Here is a 17,048-nt window from a genome sequence, read left to right on the forward strand (position 1 = left end):
GTACCCATGTATCGTTTATTAATTGTTGATGATGAACCATTAGAGCGCGAGGGACTTGAACTGATGATTAACCGTTCAATGCCTAATCTATTTCAATTTGAGCAGGCCGAAAATGGACGAGTTGCGATTGGAAAATCAATAGAATACCAGCCTCATATTATCTTTATGGATATAAAAATGCCTGGTATTCAAGGGCTTGAAGCTGTTTCCGTTATAAAACAAAAACTACCTGATACGAAAATATTCATTGTCACTGCATATGACTATTTTACGTATGCACAGGAAGCCATTTCATTAGGTGTTAAAGATTATATTTTAAAGCCTGCTAAACGAGATCATATTATCTCTTTACTTCAAAAGATGATCGATGAAATAGAAGACGATCATAAGAAAAGATTACAAGAATTAGAGGCTATTGAAAATCTATCGATTATACGTCCTCTCACTGAAAATGAATATACTTTAATGTTAATGTTTAATACTGTTCAAGAACTAAATGTATCTCAACTGTCTGGTATTCTCGGTTTTGAAATCGAGTTAGGTTATGCGAACGTCATTAAATTGCCTAAAGAAATTAGTCAAAATGACAAGGAGCAGAGGAGAATTTATGAATGTGTAAGGCATTATATGAAATCTTCGAGAAATTGTTTAATTAGCCCTGTTGTAGATGGACAATTAGCCATATTTATTCCTGTACAGCCAAACCGAGAAGCCGATCTTCAATCGCTTTTACTCTATCAAGATGCTTTAAAAACCATTGAATACATAGAAAATCAAACTGGTTATCAAACAGTGATTGGTATTGGGTCTTTAAAGCAAGGAATCGAAGGGCTACGACAATCTTATAATGAGGCACTTCAAGCAAGTTTAGAATGTGATGAGTTAACACGTGTTAATCTGCATTCAGTAAATCTTTCTTTAAGTATACCGGACAAGGAAAAACAAGCTTTAATTGATACTTTTAGAAAAGCTGATTTAGAAGAAGTTATAAAGCAATTTAATAATTTGTATGAAAGATTTGTTAATTATAGTGTTAAGCAGGTTAGAAGGGAATTAAATTCACTTTTTAATCAAATTTTCCAATCACTCCGTAACTCATCGATTGAAGTTGAGAAATTTCATATTCCAGACATTAACGAAATCAGTCAATTGAAGATGATTGTGGAGCAACAAATCATTAATTTAATTACAAAGATCGACCGAGAAAAAGAAATTAAAACGAATCATCTGATGATATTGGCCAGGGAATACATCGCTCATCACTTCATAGAGGATCTCTCACTCGAACAAGTGGCCAACTATTTAAAATTGAATCCAGTTTACTTTAGCAAACTATTTAAAAAGCAAACAGGTGAGACTTTCAGTGATTATTTAATGAATTTGAGAATCAATAAAGCAAAACAATTAATGGAAAAAAGAGAATTGAATTTAAAAGAAATTTGTTATCAAGTAGGCTATAATGATCCAAATTATTTTAGCCGAGTATTTAAAAAATGTACGAATGAATCTCCTAAGGAATATCGAAAAAAGGTATTAATGAATAGTTAAAGAGAATAAGAGGAGAATTTTAATACTTAAATTTGAACTGATAAAAGATTATTTACTTTATTAGAATATTTTTTGTTAAAAGAGTCTAACGACGTTCTTAATGATCGTATTTACGAATTGATTTTAATTTGTACATACTTTTATTGAGTTGCTGTTTGACTCTTTTTTTGTTTTGAATCGAAATTAACTGCACTAATATGTCCCAAAGTTAAGAAAATGCTAGTTTTAATATTCTGAATGTAAACGTTTTCTGTGATGAGGTAAATTAGTGCAGATAATAGACAAAAGAGTGAAGGAAATGGGTAAGCGTTTCCAATAAAAATCGTGATAACCTTATTTATGTAAGCGCAACCAAAAAAAAGGGGGAAACACTTTGAAAAAGTTATCAAAGATTTTTGCAATCATTTCAGTATTTTTAGTAATGACTCTTGTTGCAGCTGGATGTGGATCTTCAGCAACATCAAGTGATAGCACTTCTGCTGGTAAGAAAAGTAAAAATGGTAAAGTTGATATTGGTATCGTTTTACCTACGAAAGATGAGCCACGTTGGACTCAAGATGAAACTCGCTTTAAAAATGCTTTAAAAGATACAGATTATTCAGTTGAAATTTTATTCTCACAAGGTGACTCTGCTAAAGAAAAAGCAAACGTTGATTCTTTAATTGCAAAAGGCATCAAAGTTTTAATTATTTGTCCTCAAGACGGTGCTGCTGCTGCTGCTTCAGCTGAAGCTGCAAAAGCTGCTGGTGTTAAAGTAATTTCTTACGATCGTTTAATTACAGGTACTGACGCGGTTGATTACTATGTATCATTTGATAGCGTTGCTGTAGGTGCTGCACAAGCACAATATCTTGTAGACCATGCTTCAGGTAAATCAGGTCAACCTTTATACCTATACGCAGGTGCTGCATCTGATAACAATGCATTCTTATTCTTCCAAGGTGCTTGGAAAGTTCTTCAACCAAAAATTGCTGATGGTACATTCAAAGTTGAGAATTCAGCAGCTGCAAATAGCTTAAAAGCTAAAGCTGATTTAACTCGTGATGAGCAAGCAAAAATTATTGGTCAAGTTACAACTAACTGGGACTTCAATGTAGCTAAAAACTTAACTGCATCTAACTTAACAAAAGCTTCAAAAGCTGATAAAGGCGATGTATTAGTTCTTGCTCCAAACGATGGAACTGCTCGTTCAATCGCTGATACATTTAAATCAGATAAAGACGTATCTTCATATGTAATTTCTGGTCAAGATGCTGAAAAAGCTTCTGTACAATACATTATTGATGGCAAACAATCTATGACTGTTTTTAAAGATGTTCGTACTTTAGTTAAAGATGCAATCGCTACTGCAACTTCAATCTTAAAAGATGAAACACCGGATGCTTCAGGCGTAACAAACAACGGTAAAGCTGATATCAAAACAAAACAAACAGATATTATTGTTGTTGATCAAAGCACAGTGAAGAAAGACTTAGTTGATTCTGGATACTATAGTGCTTCAGACTTCACTGGATTGAAGTAATTAATAGAAGGAAAACCTTGCAAAATAGTGATGGTCTAACCGTCACTATTTTGTTAATTATTCAATTTAATCAATGACTCAAGTAGATGGCAAATTCGGGAGACGGATCATATGAGTGAATTTATTTTAGAGATGAGAAATATCTCAAAAGAGTTTCCAGGTGTTAAAGCATTAAGTGATGTTAACTTCAAGGTTAGAAAAGGGGAAATACATTGCTTAGTTGGTGAAAATGGTGCTGGAAAATCAACCTTAATGAAAGTTTTAAGTGGTATTTATCCATTTGGAACATATACAGGCGATATTGTTTTTGAAGATGAAGTTCAAAAGTTTTCAAAAATAAGTGATAGTGAAAAAAAGGGTATCGGAATCATTTATCAAGAGTTATCTCTTTTTCCAGAGCTGTCTGTATACGAAAATATTTTTATCGGACATGAAATTAAAAAGGGAATGACCGTTGATTTCAATGAAACGATTGTAAAAGCAATTGAATTGCTTAAAAAAGTAAAACTAGATGTAAATCCTGACGTGCAAATTAAAGAGTTAGGTGTAGGTAAGCAACAACTTGTTGAAATAGCAAAAGCTCTTAGTAAAGATGTTAAATTGCTTATTCTAGATGAGCCCACTGCTGCCTTAAATGAAGATGATAGTGAAAACCTACTTTTCTTGATGGGAGAATTAAAAAATCAAGGAATTTCTTGTATTATGATTTCGCATAAACTTAAAGAAGTAATTGCTGTCGCTGATACTGTTACTGTACTTCGCGACGGGAAAACAATTTGCTCTTTAAATAAAGAAGAAATCACCGAAAACACAATAATAAAGCACATGGTTGGTCGCGAAATTGACGATATTTATCCGAAACGTCCAAACCAAAAGTTTGGTGAAGTTTCATTAGAATTAAAAGACTGGAATGTATACGATCCAAAATTAGGTCGAAAGATTCTTCATAATATCAATCTAAATGTTCGAAAAGGTGAAATTATCGGTATTGCTGGATTGATGGGATCAGGTCGAACCGAACTTGCGAAAAGTATTTTTGGAAATCCTACAAATTTCAAACTTGATGGTTCTGTTTTAGTGCAAGGTGAGCAAAAGCGTTTTAAACATCCAAAAGATGCAATAAAAGCTGGAGTAGCCTATGTGACAGAGGATCGTAAAGGCGACGGATTGATCCTTGAACAAGATATTAAAAATAATATTTCGATTACGAACTTATTTGAAATTTCCAAGTCAAATGTAATCAATCAACATGAAGAAATCGTCGTTGCAAATGATTACTTAAACAAGTTAAACATAAAAGCTCCTTCAATCACTTCAATCGTTGGAAAATTAAGTGGTGGTAATCAGCAAAAAGTATCATTGAGTAAATGGTTATTTACAAATCCAAACGTACTTATTCTCGATGAACCTACTCGTGGAATAGACGTAGGTGCAAAATTTGAAATCTATAGTTTTATGAATCTACTGGTTGAACAAGGCATGAGCATTATCATGATTTCCTCTGAACTTCCAGAAGTCCTTGGTATGAGTGACCGAATTTATGTTATGGCAGAAGGTAAAATAACTGGGGAATTATCAAGAGAAGAAGCAACTCAAGAGAGCGTTATGGCTCTAGCTACCGTTTAAGAGAGGTTGAATAAAATGAACTTTTTTCAAGAAGCAGGCATGTTATTAAGGAAAAACATCCGTGAATATGGAATGTATATTGCTCTTGCAGTAATAATGTTAGTATTTACTTTAAATACAGATGGACTATTTATGTCATCTCGTAATTTAAGTGATTTAATCAATATGACAGGCTATGTAGCTGTTCTTGCTGTAGGGATGACACTAGTAATTGTCATTCGTCATATTGACCTTTCAGTTGGGTTTGTTGCTGGTTTTCTAGGGGCAGTGGTTGCTCTATTTCTAACACATGGAATGCCAGTTTGGATCTCAATTATTGCAGTTCTAGTATTTGGAGCTATTATTGGTTTAATAAATGGATTCTTCGTTGCTAATTTAGGAATTCCATCATTCGTAGTGTCACTAGCAGGAATGTTAATATTCAAGGGATTACTATTAATGTCTCTTGTTAAAACTGGTACGATTATCGTTGCTAACGAAAGCTTTAAGGCAATTGGAAATGGCTATATTCCTAGTTTAGGAGATTTGAACGGCTTACACATCTCTACACTATTAATTGGTGCGATCTGTATTATTCTTCTTATATGGAGCGACTTTAAAAAGAGAAGCGTAAACATAAAATACGGTTTTGAAGTACTTTCAATGCCAATGCAAATCATAAAATTATTATTTATTTCCGGTATCATTGGTTACATTTCCTATATTCTTGCAGGCTATCAAGGAATTTCTTGGACTGCTGTGATCATGTTTATCGTAGTAGTAGTCTACCACTTCATTACAACAAGAACTCCTTTAGGGCGTCACATTTATGCAGTTGGTGGAAACCCTGAAGCAGCACAGTTAAGTGGAATTAGCGTAAAGAAAATCACTTACATTGTATTCGGTTCAATGAGTATGCTTGCAGCCCTTTCAGGCGTATTGTTTACAGCTCGACTTGCATCTGCTTCTCCCCAAGCAGGTACAATGTTTGAGTTAGATGCAATTGCTGCAGCTTATGTAGGTGGTGTTTCTGCTGCTGGTGGTGTAGGTAAAGTAACAGGTACAATTATTGGTGCATTCGTAATGGCTTCATTAACAAGTGGGATGAACTTAATGGGTATTGATATTTCATACCAATACATCATTCGAGGAGCAGTACTTGTTCTTGCAGTTGTGTTTGACGTAATGACACGTAATAAAGGGAAATAATATATTAAAACAGAAACAGTCGATTGTGTTGGCTTGTTTCTGTTTTTTTATTTTTTAGGATTTGAATTTGATAAAGTGGATTGGTGTTTTTCTGATGCGATTAAAAAGGATAGTTGAACAAATAAAACAATAAAATGGAAATATATGTTAATATTTTAAGTAGCTAACATAAATAATAATAATTATTCAAAGAGGTGAAACTATGAAAAATTTTAGTACAATTTCACTAATATTATTAATCATTGGATTGGTTTTGTTTGGAATAATTTATGTGGTTCCAGGCTTCAACGAACTTATTGCATTAATTGGTTTTTTATTGTTATTATTTGGGGCAATATGTAGCTTTATAGCAATTTCCAAGAGAGAAAGAGGGAACACTAAATTTTTTGCAGTATCTTCGTTTTTTATCATATTTTTATTGATTACTTGGTTTGAACCTTTTCTTATCTTACGTATGCTAACTTGGATTAAAAATTAAAAAACTTAATAACTGCTTATGCAAATAACGTGGTGCATTTGTAAAACAACATGATCGACTTTATGGTCGATTTTTTTGGTTGGCTAAACAGTCAAATAGAAAGTAGTATAAGGAATACTTGAAACCCTCTTAATTGGATATGAATCTTTAAATATTTTTTGAAACGTTTTGGAGTAGTAAACAGTCTAATAATTGTAAGGATAGGAGGGACAAATGTTGTTGCAAAATAAAATTAATAAAGCAAAAAAGGGAGATAGCATAGCATTTCAAGAATTAATCGAGGAAGAGAAAGCTAAATTATATCGTACTGCGTATTTGTATGTTAAGGATGAAAATGATGCTTTAGAAATTGTTCAAGAAACGGTTTATAAAGCTTACATAACAACTATTAGGAATTTTAATTAGCACAGCTTTTATTTCTCCTACGATGGCTGAAGTAGTATCAAAAATCCCCTATCTCAATCTAATTTTTAAATCAGAATCCTTAGATATGATTATATGGGATAGGTTAAATGAACTAGGATATAAGCTAAGTAGTGTCGGAATTACCTATACCCCGAGAAAAACAATTCACGTTAGTTTAGATGGTTCAGTTCAATATTATGATGAGGTCAAAAACGAAGTCAAAAAGACAGTGAATGAAGTTTTGCAATCCAAAGGATATGATTCATATTCCATTAAAATTACTCAACAAAAAGACTTCAAAGATTACGAGTTAAAGGATGAAGAAAAGAAAGAAAAAAATTTACTTGAAAGTGAAGTTACAAAAACATTAAAAAAATTGAAGTATACATTTGATTCCGTATTTGTTGATCCTACAGAAAAGTCCATATTTATTAATATAGTTGGTTCAAAAGATTATTATAATGACGTAAAAAACGATGTTCAAAAAGTAGCATCAGAAACAGCTCAAGCAAATCATTATCCTGGTCCTGGCTATAAAATTAAGGTAACTAGAGTAACCGTAGAAGTTAGAAAGTCCGATAAAGGAAGTTTAATAATCCCTGTAATATCTGAAGGATTGATGTCAAAAAAAGAATACAAGGTTACAGGAGTCGGCTATAAAAGTAAACCATTTAAAATTATTATCAGTACATCTATAAATAGTTCTAATCCATTAGCTAAAAACCTTGGAAAAGAACTTGAAACAGAAATTAATGTGTTTCTAAAATCAAAGGATATCTCATCTATATTAGGTGATGAAAAATATGAAATTATTATTTATAGTAAGGATAAAAATAAAATTAATTAATTATCTTGTAAACTTGGATTGTACGGAAAAATTAACAATATAGTTGTGATTTAATATTTCTAATGCAATTAATGAATTGAGTTAATTTATCTTTAGCCATCCATGAAACAAGAGTTCACAACAATGAATGAAACCTACCAGCTCATCGGCTTTATTACTGGCTGAAAAAACACAAAAGAGAACAGTTTAAATACATATCATTATGATGTTTATTTGTTTAGAACAAAATAAAAATTGAAAAAAATGTTGACTTTCTCATTTTTATCTATAAAATAATCATTAATAAAATGTTTCAGAGATGTGACAACAAAACGACTGTGAAAGGACGAGTAGTAGTAGGACGTAGACAAAGCGAGTCAGGGGTGGTGTGAGCCTGATACGAAGCCTGTTATGAAGAACCTCCTGGAGTCGCTAACCGAAATCCTTTTTGAGGAAAGTAGACTTAGCCGTGAACTTCGCCGTTAAAGAAGAACAGTATCGAGATCTCTCTAATCTCCGTACTGAATAAGTGAGCAACCTCTGTTGCTAATTTGGGTGGTACCGCGGAACCAAAGCCTTTCGTCCCAGTTTTTTGGGAAAGAAGGGCTTTTTTTGTTGGCTTCTTTTACTACATCCAAACATTTTAGGAGGAAATAGGCATGTATCAATCATTAATGACAGTAAGAGAGACACAAATCGCAATTAAGGAAGTTAAAACATTTTTTGAGGATCAATTAGCAAACCGTCTTGGATTGTTCCGCGTATCTGCACCATTATTCGTAACGAAAAAATCGGGTTTAAACGATCACTTAAACGGTGTAGAACGCCCAATTGAGTTTGATATGCTACATTCAGGAGAAGAGTTAGAAATTGTTCACTCACTAGCGAAATGGAAACGATTTGCACTGCATGAATATGGTTATGAAGCTGGTGAAGGTTTATATACAAACATGAATGCGATTCGCCGTGATGAGGAACTTGATGCAACTCATTCAATTTACGTTGACCAATGGGATTGGGAAAAAATTATTCAAAAAGAATGGCGTAAAATAGATTATTTACAAGAAACCGTACAAACAATTTATGGAATCTTCAAAGATTTGGAAAATTATTTATTTGAAAAATATCCGTACCTTGGGAAGTATTTACCAGAAAATATTGTATTTATTACAGCCCAAGAATTAGAAGACAAATACCCGGAATTAACACCGAAAGATCGTGAGCATGCGATTGCAAAAGAGCACGGTGCAGTTTTTATTATTGGAATTGGCGATTTACTTCGTTCTGGTGAAAAACATGATGGACGTGCAGCTGACTATGACGATTGGAAATTAAACGGAGACATCTTATTCTGGCATCCAGTATTGCAATCTTCATTTGAATTATCATCAATGGGTATCCGTGTTGACCATAAATCACTAGATGAGCAGTTAACGAAGACAGGTGAAGATTTCAAACGCGAGTATGATTTCCATAAAGGTATTTTAGAAGAAGTGCTTCCACTAACAATTGGTGGTGGTATTGGGCAATCAAGAATGTGCATGTTCTTCTTACGCAAAGCGCATATTGGTGAAGTTCAATCATCTGTATGGCCTGATGAAATGCGAGAAGCATGTAAGAAGGAAAACATTCATTTGTTTTAAAAAAGATAGGCCCTCTAAATAAAAGCATGAGTCTATATCATGTAGGAGAATGCAATATAGAAAAACGAGGTCAAACAATCAGAATACGCTATAAGGCTATGAATCATTATCTTGATGAACTTATGAAAATGGAAAACTATTAGTTGTACAAATTAAATCGAATGTAAATTCGATTTTTTTTTATTGCTCTGAATGGCAGTTTAGTGGATATTGAAAAGGTTAATTGGAAGTTAAATAGAGTTATCTTAGAGTTAATATTGAAAATTTATAGATAAAACCCAAAGTACCAAAGTGTAGTGATAAGCATATGACCTGTGTCAATTAATCTTATGACAATATGTAACTAGAAAATGTGATATTGAATAAATAACAATTGAATTAAGGCAATTGATCCGTGCATGTACATGAATCAATCTTGCTGTTGAAAATAATTCAATTGAGGTGGGAAAATGAATAAGAAAAAGATGTATTGAGAGGTGGGACTCTGATAGATCAGGGAATGTCTCACAAAATATTTGAGAAGTTTGATATGCAAAATGAGACACCACAATCAAAAGCAACTGTTTATGAGCTAACAGCTAGAGAGGTAGAAATATTGCAGCTAGTAGCAAAGGGACTACGATACAATACGATCGCATCAAGATTATATTTATCGAATGGAACGGTCAGAAACTATGCTTCCACGGCTTATACAAAGTTAGGAGTGCGTAACAAGGAAGAAGCTGTCCAGATGGCTCAAGACATCGGAATTATTGAATGAGAAAAGTGGAATAGAACCCAATTTTAATACGAATTTTATTCACTATAACAATTTCAAGACTTAAGACAAAATTAAGAGGATTGAGCCCTGTACAATACAGGATTCAATCCTTTCAAGGTTTGTACCAATTTTTCCATTTTAAGGTATCATAACTGAAAGATTGTCAAAATAAGGCAGTCTTTTTTTGTTTTAAAAAATAAATCCTTAATACAGAATTTCAAAATATAAAAAAGCATTAGCCTTCTCTTATTCCTAATATAATAAGAGTATTCTATGAATAAAATTTCCTGAAATGGAGTGAATTTTATGCTTGAAGTAAAAGGACTGGCTTCTTATTCACCTTTAGGCCATTTGAATGAGTTTCGGAAAGATCCAATATTTTTTTTAAGTGAACTTTATAGAAATCATGATAAGATTGTCTCATTTCGATTTGCTCATCGTAAAATGAACTTGCTATTGGAGCCCGATTTAATAAAAGAGGTATTAGTGACTAAGCAGCATTCTTTCCATAAATCAAAGCCATTCCAAGAGATGAAAACCTTGCTCGGTGAGGGATTGTTAACGAGTGAAGATGAAGTACATATGAGGCAGCGGCGTTTGATTCAGCCATCATTTACGAAGCAACATATACAATCCTATGCAAAGGATATGACATTGCTTACCGAAGAGTTTATTAGTGCTTGGAAGGATGGTGAAGAGCGTCTCATTAGTAGAGATATGATGGAGCTGACATTAGCTATTATTGCTAAAACTATGTTTAGTATGGATCTGAATCAAGGACATGATCGTGTTGGGAAACACTTTGATATTATTATGGATATTGCAACTAAGCGAATTCGATCTGTTTTAAAAGCTCCACTCAAACTGAATACACCAAAAAATAAATCTTTAACAGAGGCTATTAAGGCAATTGATAAGGTGTTATATGAAATTATTGAAAAAAGAAATAGCTCAGAAACAAAAGAAGATTTACTAGGGCTACTAATGCAAGCAAGGGATGAAGAGTCTAATGAAGGTATGACGAATCAACAATTAAGGGATGAAGCAATGACCATTTTCCTTGCAGGTCATGAAACGACCGCAAATGCATTATCTTGGTGCTTATATCTTTTATCTCAGCATCCCGAAAAAGCTAAATTATTATATGAAGAAGTAGATCGCGTTCTTGGCAAAAGACGAGCAGATTATCATTCTATGAAAGATTTAATCTATACTCAGCAAGTTATTTGGGAAAGTATAAGACTATATCCTCCTGCGTGGCTTATTAGCAGAAAAGCTATAGAAGATGTTAGCATTGGCGATTACAGTATACAAAAAGGTGAGACAGTCATGATGAGTTCTTATATCATGCAGTGTTCTGAAAAGTATTTCTCTCATGCAGAAGAATTTCTTCCAGAGCGGTTTAAGAATGGAAAGGTAGAAGGGGTTCCTGAATATGCGTATTTTCCTTTTGGTGGTGGGCCACGTGTTTGTATCGGAAATCATTTCGCAATTATGGAAGCTACTTTAGTATTAGCAACGATTGTTCAGCATTATACGATTGAACTAGCTCCTAACCATCATAAAGTGGAGACAGAACCACTGATCACACTTCGACCGAAAGATGGTTTGCGTATGATTGTAAAAAAGAGAAAATGAGCAGGATTTAGTGTACACACATAGGCAAGTGTCTTTTCCAGGTGTTTTCTCATAGAATTTAGCAGTCTCTTTACAGTATGTTTTTAGATGGTGGGCTTGTTATCGATGATATTGAGATGAATACAGTTAGTGTAGATTGCAAAAGCATGACTGCAAAAATACAAACCCGGGCTGATTTAGAGAAAGTATATAATTGGCCAACCGCATATTATGGTGGGAATTTAAATCGCCTTAGAGTTGTGAAACGAGAATATGACCCATTCAATCTATTTAAATTTCCTCAAAGTATACCGCCTTTTATTAGTTGGTTTTAAAGTGGAAAATTCAAAAAATACTAGTAAAAAACCGATCGATTAAATTTCCAAATTGGTCGGTTTTTCCATAACTAAAGTTATTAGAAAAAGGTTCTTATTGCTCCGATTTACTATTTTTATTACCTCTTGTAAAGACAAAGTAATTACCAAGTATTGAAAATAATAGCAGTGCAAAACCGAAAATAACTATTTGGAAGTTTTTATCTAAGTAACCAAAATAACAACACACGATCGTCACAGGTAAAATCATTAAAATGATGCAAAACTTAAGTACAAAATTAGGGACATCCATATAATCTTCACCTTACTTAGTATTTTTCATTTAGTTTTTCTTAGTTAAAATTCTTTATTCAAACTATTTTTATACAGTACGATTAAATTGATCAACTTACCCAAAAATGAAATTTGGATTTATTACTTATACTAGTTAAGAAATAGAAAAATAAAAAGAAGGTGTAAATATGAATGAGAATGATAAGCAAATTGTAGGAGAAAAGGCAGCAGATTTTGTAAAAGATGGTATGGTCGTTGGATTAGGTACGGGATCAACAGTTTTTTATACAATAAAAAAGCTTGGGCAATTAGTTAAGGAAGGACTGAATATAAAGGGGATTCCGACCTCCATTCAAACTGAAAAGCTTGCTAAAGAAGTGGGTATCCAACTAGTAAACTTTAGTAATATTGAACAGATTGATATTGCAATTGATGGTGCCGATGAAATTAATCCAAACTTTGAGCTAATTAAAGGTGGGGGAGGCGCACTATTAAGAGAGAAAATCATTGCCAAAGCAGCTAAAACATTTATAGTAGTTGCTGATCCAACTAAGATGGTAGAGAGATTAGGTAAGTTCCGACTTCCGGTAGAAGTTATTCCATTTGGCATGGAAATGACGATGAAACATATTAAAGCAATCGGTTTAAGTCCGGAACTTCGTTTAAATGGAGAAACTCCGTTTATTACAGATAACGGAAACTATATTTTTGATTGCAGTATTCCTAATCATATTCAAACTCAACTAATAGAAAGAGAGCTAAATTTAATTCCAGGAGTGATAGAAAACGGATTATTTGTTGGAATGACTGATCTGGTTATCACCCTAGATAAAGATGAAAATGTAGAAATATTAAGCAAATAGTGCAAAGTAAAATTTTGCTAGACGTAAAGAAGAGTACATACTTGCCCGTTTCTTCTATTTATTCAATAATAAAAGTAAGAGATAAAGAGTTAATGGGAAGAGGGGGATTATATGCAATTAAGAGTTTCAGCCGTTCAATATCATCTTCACACAATAAACTCCTTTGAAGAGTTTGAAAAACAAGTAGAGCATTATATTAAGACAGCAGAGGAATTTGAAGCAGAATTTATCATTTTTCCTGAATTTTTTACAACACAGCTTATGTCAATTGGTAATGAAAAAGGTGAGGCATTAACGATTCAAGATTTACCAAACTTTACTGAGCAATATCGTTCTTTATTTTTAAAGTTGGCAAAACAATACAATATGCACATTATTGGAGGAACGCATGTTATTAAAAAAGGCGATCGTCTATATAATGTTGCACATTTGTTCTATCCAGATGGACGAATTGGTGAGCAGGCAAAGCTTCATATAACACCAACAGAGGTAAATGAGTGGAATATGAGTGCAGGTGATGGTCTAGAGGTTTTTGAGACAGATAAAGGAACAATTGCGATGTTGACTTGCTATGACATTGAATTCCCAGAAATCGTTCGAATGGCAAAAGCTAAAGGAGCAGATGTCATTTTCTGTCCATCATGCACAGACGATCGCCATGGGTTCCATCGAGTTCGTTATACATGTCATGCAAGAGCAATTGAAAATCAAGTATATGTTGTAAATACAGGTACAATTGGTTCACTTCCAACTGTTGATTTTATGCGTGCAAATTTCGGTCAAGCAGTTGTAATCACTCCTAACGATATCCCATTTCCTCCAAAAGGAATTATGGTAGAAGGTGAAATGAATCAGGATATGATTGTTACAGCTGATCTTAATTTAGATTTATTATACAAAGTTCGGGAAAAAGGATCCGTTACAACATGGCGCGATCGACGTACAGACCTTTATCCAGATTGGTAAACTAATTCTTAAATAGAAAAGAGAGTTTTAACACATGTATCGAAAGGAATTTTTTGTTTTCGACCAGGACAAACCAGTCCCAGTGGTAATCCGAAATTATAATGAGAATGATTTTACTGATTTAATCCGTATTCAACAAGAAAGCTTTCCGCCACCATTCCCATCGGAACTATGGTGGAATGAGGAGCAACTTAAAAATCATGTAACTCTTTTTCCAGAGGGAGCGTTATGTATAGAAGTAAATGGTCAAATGGCGGGTTCTATGACAGGTCTACTAGTTCAGTTTGACCCTAGCCATCCTGACCATTCATGGGAAGAGGTTACTGATCATGGTTATATTCGTAACCACAACCAAAACGGAAATACACTTTATGTCGTTGATATTGGCGTCAGACCGTCCTATCGAAAATTAGGTTTAGGCAAATGGTTAATGTTTTCTATGTATGATGTTGTTGTACATCTTGGCTTGGAAAGATTGCTTGGTGGAGGTAGGATGCCAGGATATCATAAAGAGGCGGACAACTTGTCACCCAATCAATACATAGATGCTGTAATAAAAGGGGAGCTAAAGGATCCAGTTATTAGTTTTCTACTTCGATGTGGTCGTACCCCGGTTAAAGTAGTAGCGAATTATTTAGAGGACGAAGAATCATGCAATTATGGGACTCTAATGGAATGGAAAAATCCATTTAAACATTCTAATTAAAGGGAGAGAAAGAAAATGGAATATAAAAGAATAACAAATATTATTGACCCATTATTTAAACAAATGCATCAATTAATGCAAGATGTATTTCCTCCAGAAGAAGTATTAGAATTTGATCTTTGGAAAGAGCCTTTGGAGGATCCAGGAATTCGTGTTTTTGTTGCTGTCCATGAAGATAGAGTAGTAGGAGCTACAGAATACCGCTATTATGACGATTTTAATGTTGCCATGACTGACTTTACAATAATTGGCCAAGCTGGTTTGGGCATCGGCCCATACTTAGCACAAAATAGATTAGTAGATTTACAGACATTAGCAACTGAAAATAATAAAAAGTTATCAGGTATGTTTGCTGAAATTTACGATCCATATCGAGTAGAACACCATGAGTTTGGCGGCGTTAAACCTATGAATCCATATGTTCGCAGGGAAGTATTAGCTCACCTAGGTTATAAGCGTCTGGAATTTGAATATATTCATCCATCATGGAACAATGACGGTGAGGCGGTAACAGGTCTAGATCTTTGTTTCCTTCCAATGGATGGGGAGATGAATGAGCTTCAATCAGATTTGATCGTAAAATTTCTAAAGCGTTATTATACAGTGTTATCTAATAAACCAAAGTCTTGGTATGCAATGATTGAAAACTTAGAAGAAAAAGAAAAAGTCGCATTAGTCTACTTTTAAGTGAACATAAAAAAAGCTTTTCGATAAAGACTTCGAGAAGCTTTTTTTATATTCGATCTAAATAAACTAAAAAAGTTTTCGAACAATCCTTAAGTTGAGAATTTACCATATTTTTAGTCTGCTTGTTTTTGTTTTTCCTCTTTTTTATTGCTCACTGTAGTAGTATAGGATTTTGGCTTATCGGATCCATTTATTAGTTTATAAATATAGTCTGTTGTTAGTTTATAGCTGTCTTCAAGTTTTGTCGTGATATAGCTTGCTCGTTCAAAAATAATCGAGCGTAAATTGTTGAGTTGGTGAGAGATTCTATCCATCATTGCTTCTTGAGTATCAAGACGATCTAAAACCCCATGTTGAAATTCCTCTTGCTGTAATAATCCATGAGCTACCTCATTTTGTTTTTCAATTAGCTTATCTAGTTGTAATGAGAGAGCTTGCTTATCAGATTCACTTTTTTCCAATCGCTTTGCCAATTCTGTATAAGCTTCATTTAAACTAATCATTTGAGTAATTAACGTTTGTTTTTCCAGACTGTCATTTGCGTCTGATGTATTTAACCGCTGAATCATGATTCTTTCAAATTGCTCACGCTCACGGTTACTACCTAAGAGACTATTTATTTGATTTTTAACATGATTCCACTGATTTGTTTGCAATTCTTCTAATTGCTCATATCGTGGCTTTAATTCAGATATTGATTTTTCCAGGCTCATGTTATTTTTTTGTTGTTCTTCCATTAGTTCAGCTAAGTAATTATGCCGAACAAGTCCTTGATTCGGTGTTTGTATTGTTTCACTATTTTTAAAGACATCAGGGTGTTCATTCTTATTAATAAATAATCCCACTACTATTTCTCCCTTTCTATATTTTTTTACTAATATTTTATGTTCAAGTACAGATGGGGGAACTTGGGTATGTTTAGTTGGGCTATTGTGTAGCTGAAAAACAACGATTGGTAAGGAAAATTGAAGAGTGTAATGGTCTGTCTTTTCCATATATTAAATTTTAGTAAAAGAGTATTTTTAGTAAATATGAAGTGGGACTTAGACTCATTTTAGCAATTAATCTCTTATTAAATTAATATGATAAACACAAGGATAAAGAACAGAACAATGGTCTTTAAAAGGTTCGAAAAATATTATCTGAAAATTAAGTAAATTCATATCACCAGCCTATTTTCTTTGAATAGTATGATGTAAGGTGGTGATAACTATGGATTTAGGCTTCGGACTTGCGGATTGGATGCTATATACTATTTGGGCAGTTACTGGATTAATGATTCTTGATTTTGTAATAGCATTTATCCGTTCATTCTGGAAAGGTTCATTCGATACATCTTTTATACTAGGATATTTAAAGGATATTCTATACTTCATTTTTCCACTGAAGTTTTTAATAACAATGTTTGGACTTGATCCTACAGGATGGATTTTAATAACATTTTATTTCATTGCTGGAATCGCAATCGTTATTAAGTATTTGAAAGACATATTTAGTAAATTTCAATAAATATTGAAGCCCTCATCTAATGGGGGCTTTTTAGTTTGAAATCAAATTTTTGGATTTTGTAAACAAACTAAAATGACGATGACAGAGTGGTTTTTC

General features: G+C 33.3%; 16 protein-coding genes, 1 pseudogene and 1 other annotated feature. Of the genes and pseudogenes, 16 read left to right on the forward strand and 1 reads right to left on the reverse strand.

Going from position 1 to position 17,048, the window contains the following annotated elements:
- Nucleotides 1-6: 6 nt before the first annotated feature.
- From CN514_RS06950 to CN514_RS07030, 15 genes and pseudogenes are all read left to right on the forward strand, one after another.
- Nucleotides 7-1,548, forward strand: a complete 1,542-nt coding sequence (locus tag CN514_RS06950) for a response regulator (RefSeq protein ID WP_098231967.1) — start codon at nucleotides 7-9, stop codon at nucleotides 1,546-1,548.
- 373 nt (nucleotides 1,549-1,921) lie between these two features.
- Entirely contained in the window at nucleotides 1,922-3,070 is a 1,149-nt protein-coding gene (locus CN514_RS06955) for a sugar ABC transporter substrate-binding protein (protein ID WP_286141589.1), read from the forward strand.
- 111 nt (nucleotides 3,071-3,181) lie between these two features.
- Nucleotides 3,182-4,696 carry an ATP-binding cassette domain-containing protein gene (locus tag CN514_RS06960; protein ID WP_098231968.1) on the forward strand — a complete coding sequence of 505 codons (1,515 nt, stop codon included), beginning with the start codon at nucleotides 3,182-3,184 and terminating at the stop codon, nucleotides 4,694-4,696.
- Between the two features lie 15 nt (nucleotides 4,697-4,711).
- Complete coding sequence (locus CN514_RS06965; RefSeq protein ID WP_097973430.1) at nucleotides 4,712-5,884, forward strand: sugar ABC transporter permease; 1,173 nt, start codon at nucleotides 4,712-4,714, stop codon at nucleotides 5,882-5,884.
- A 202-nt stretch (nucleotides 5,885-6,086) separates the two neighbouring features.
- A complete protein-coding gene (locus CN514_RS06970; protein ID WP_098231969.1) occupies nucleotides 6,087-6,362 on the forward strand; it encodes a hypothetical protein in 276 nt (91 codons plus the stop codon).
- A gap of 216 nt (nucleotides 6,363-6,578) precedes the next feature.
- Nucleotides 6,579-6,767, forward strand: coding sequence for a hypothetical protein (locus CN514_RS06975; protein ID WP_098231970.1), 189 nt, complete (start codon nucleotides 6,579-6,581; stop codon nucleotides 6,765-6,767).
- Nucleotides 6,768-6,789: 22 nt separating this feature from the next.
- A complete protein-coding gene (locus CN514_RS06980; RefSeq protein WP_098231971.1) occupies nucleotides 6,790-7,614 on the forward strand; it encodes a DUF4030 domain-containing protein in 825 nt (274 codons plus the stop codon).
- A gap of 308 nt (nucleotides 7,615-7,922) precedes the next feature.
- Nucleotides 7,923-8,183 (forward strand) — a binding site (T-box leader).
- Between the two features lie 69 nt (nucleotides 8,184-8,252).
- On the forward strand, nucleotides 8,253-9,236 hold the full coding sequence (asnA, locus tag CN514_RS06990; RefSeq protein ID WP_098231972.1) for an aspartate--ammonia ligase: 984 nt from the start codon (nucleotides 8,253-8,255) through the stop codon (nucleotides 9,234-9,236).
- Nucleotides 9,237-9,708: 472 nt separating this feature from the next.
- Nucleotides 9,709-9,996 (forward strand): annotated as a pseudogene (locus tag CN514_RS06995) (response regulator transcription factor); the annotation flags it as partial.
- Between the two features lie 306 nt (nucleotides 9,997-10,302).
- Nucleotides 10,303-11,634: a cytochrome P450 gene (locus CN514_RS07000; RefSeq protein WP_098231973.1), complete on the forward strand. Its 1,332-nt coding sequence runs from the start codon at nucleotides 10,303-10,305 to the stop codon at nucleotides 11,632-11,634.
- A 77-nt stretch (nucleotides 11,635-11,711) separates the two neighbouring features.
- The gene (locus CN514_RS07005; RefSeq protein ID WP_098231974.1) at nucleotides 11,712-11,948 is read left to right on the forward strand and encodes a BBE domain-containing protein; all 237 of its coding nucleotides are present in this window, start codon (nucleotides 11,712-11,714) and stop codon (nucleotides 11,946-11,948) included.
- 461 nt (nucleotides 11,949-12,409) lie between these two features.
- On the forward strand, nucleotides 12,410-13,084 hold the full coding sequence (rpiA, locus tag CN514_RS07015) for a ribose-5-phosphate isomerase RpiA (protein ID WP_098231976.1): 675 nt from the start codon (nucleotides 12,410-12,412) through the stop codon (nucleotides 13,082-13,084).
- Between the two features lie 111 nt (nucleotides 13,085-13,195).
- Nucleotides 13,196-14,050: a carbon-nitrogen hydrolase family protein gene (locus tag CN514_RS07020; RefSeq protein ID WP_098231977.1), complete on the forward strand. Its 855-nt coding sequence runs from the start codon at nucleotides 13,196-13,198 to the stop codon at nucleotides 14,048-14,050.
- Nucleotides 14,051-14,084: 34 nt separating this feature from the next.
- Entirely contained in the window at nucleotides 14,085-14,756 is a 672-nt protein-coding gene (locus CN514_RS07025; protein ID WP_098231978.1) for a GNAT family N-acetyltransferase, read from the forward strand.
- A 15-nt stretch (nucleotides 14,757-14,771) separates the two neighbouring features.
- Nucleotides 14,772-15,443 (forward strand): GNAT family acetyltransferase, encoded by a 672-nt coding sequence (locus CN514_RS07030; RefSeq protein WP_098231979.1) that lies wholly within the window; start codon nucleotides 14,772-14,774, stop codon nucleotides 15,441-15,443.
- A 113-nt stretch (nucleotides 15,444-15,556) separates the two neighbouring features.
- Here CN514_RS07030 and CN514_RS07035 read toward each other — a convergent pair whose 3' ends face one another.
- Nucleotides 15,557-16,438 carry a hypothetical protein gene (locus tag CN514_RS07035; protein WP_141529320.1) on the reverse strand — a complete coding sequence of 294 codons (882 nt, stop codon included), beginning with the start codon at nucleotides 16,436-16,438 and terminating at the stop codon, nucleotides 15,557-15,559.
- Between the two features lie 217 nt (nucleotides 16,439-16,655).
- Between CN514_RS07035 and CN514_RS07040 the strand changes: the two genes are divergently transcribed.
- Entirely contained in the window at nucleotides 16,656-16,952 is a 297-nt protein-coding gene (locus CN514_RS07040; protein WP_069035332.1) for a hypothetical protein, read from the forward strand.
- Nucleotides 16,953-17,048: the final 96 nt, after the last annotated feature.

It is taken from the genome of Bacillus sp. AFS001701, assembly GCF_002559405.1.
Classification (GTDB): domain Bacteria; phylum Bacillota; class Bacilli; order Bacillales; family Bacillaceae_G; genus Gottfriedia.

What these genes read in the sequence shown, in the direction of transcription:
- CN514_RS06950 (WP_098231967.1), top strand. Translation starts at nt 7, where the DNA reads ATGTATCGTTTATTAATTGTTGATGATGAACCATTAGAGCGCGAGGGA.
- CN514_RS06960 (WP_098231968.1), top strand. Translation starts at nt 3,182, where the DNA reads ATGAGTGAATTTATTTTAGAGATGAGAAATATCTCAAAAGAGTTTCCA.
- CN514_RS06965 (WP_097973430.1), top strand. Translation starts at nt 4,712, where the DNA reads ATGAACTTTTTTCAAGAAGCAGGCATGTTATTAAGGAAAAACATCCGT.
- CN514_RS06970 (WP_098231969.1), top strand. Translation starts at nt 6,087, where the DNA reads ATGAAAAATTTTAGTACAATTTCACTAATATTATTAATCATTGGATTG.
- CN514_RS06980 (WP_098231971.1), top strand. Translation starts at nt 6,790, where the DNA reads ATGGCTGAAGTAGTATCAAAAATCCCCTATCTCAATCTAATTTTTAAA.
- asnA (WP_098231972.1), top strand. Translation starts at nt 8,253, where the DNA reads ATGTATCAATCATTAATGACAGTAAGAGAGACACAAATCGCAATTAAG.
- CN514_RS07000 (WP_098231973.1), top strand. Translation starts at nt 10,303, where the DNA reads ATGCTTGAAGTAAAAGGACTGGCTTCTTATTCACCTTTAGGCCATTTG.
- CN514_RS07005 (WP_098231974.1), top strand. Translation starts at nt 11,712, where the DNA reads ATGTTTTTAGATGGTGGGCTTGTTATCGATGATATTGAGATGAATACA.
- rpiA (WP_098231976.1), top strand. Translation starts at nt 12,410, where the DNA reads ATGAATGAGAATGATAAGCAAATTGTAGGAGAAAAGGCAGCAGATTTT.
- CN514_RS07020 (WP_098231977.1), top strand. Translation starts at nt 13,196, where the DNA reads ATGCAATTAAGAGTTTCAGCCGTTCAATATCATCTTCACACAATAAAC.
- CN514_RS07025 (WP_098231978.1), top strand. Translation starts at nt 14,085, where the DNA reads ATGTATCGAAAGGAATTTTTTGTTTTCGACCAGGACAAACCAGTCCCA.
- CN514_RS07030 (WP_098231979.1), top strand. Translation starts at nt 14,772, where the DNA reads ATGGAATATAAAAGAATAACAAATATTATTGACCCATTATTTAAACAA.
- CN514_RS07035 (WP_141529320.1), bottom strand. Translation starts at nt 16,438, where the DNA reads ATGGAAAAGACAGACCATTACACTCTTCAATTTTCCTTACCAATCGTT.
- CN514_RS07040 (WP_069035332.1), top strand. Translation starts at nt 16,656, where the DNA reads ATGGATTTAGGCTTCGGACTTGCGGATTGGATGCTATATACTATTTGG.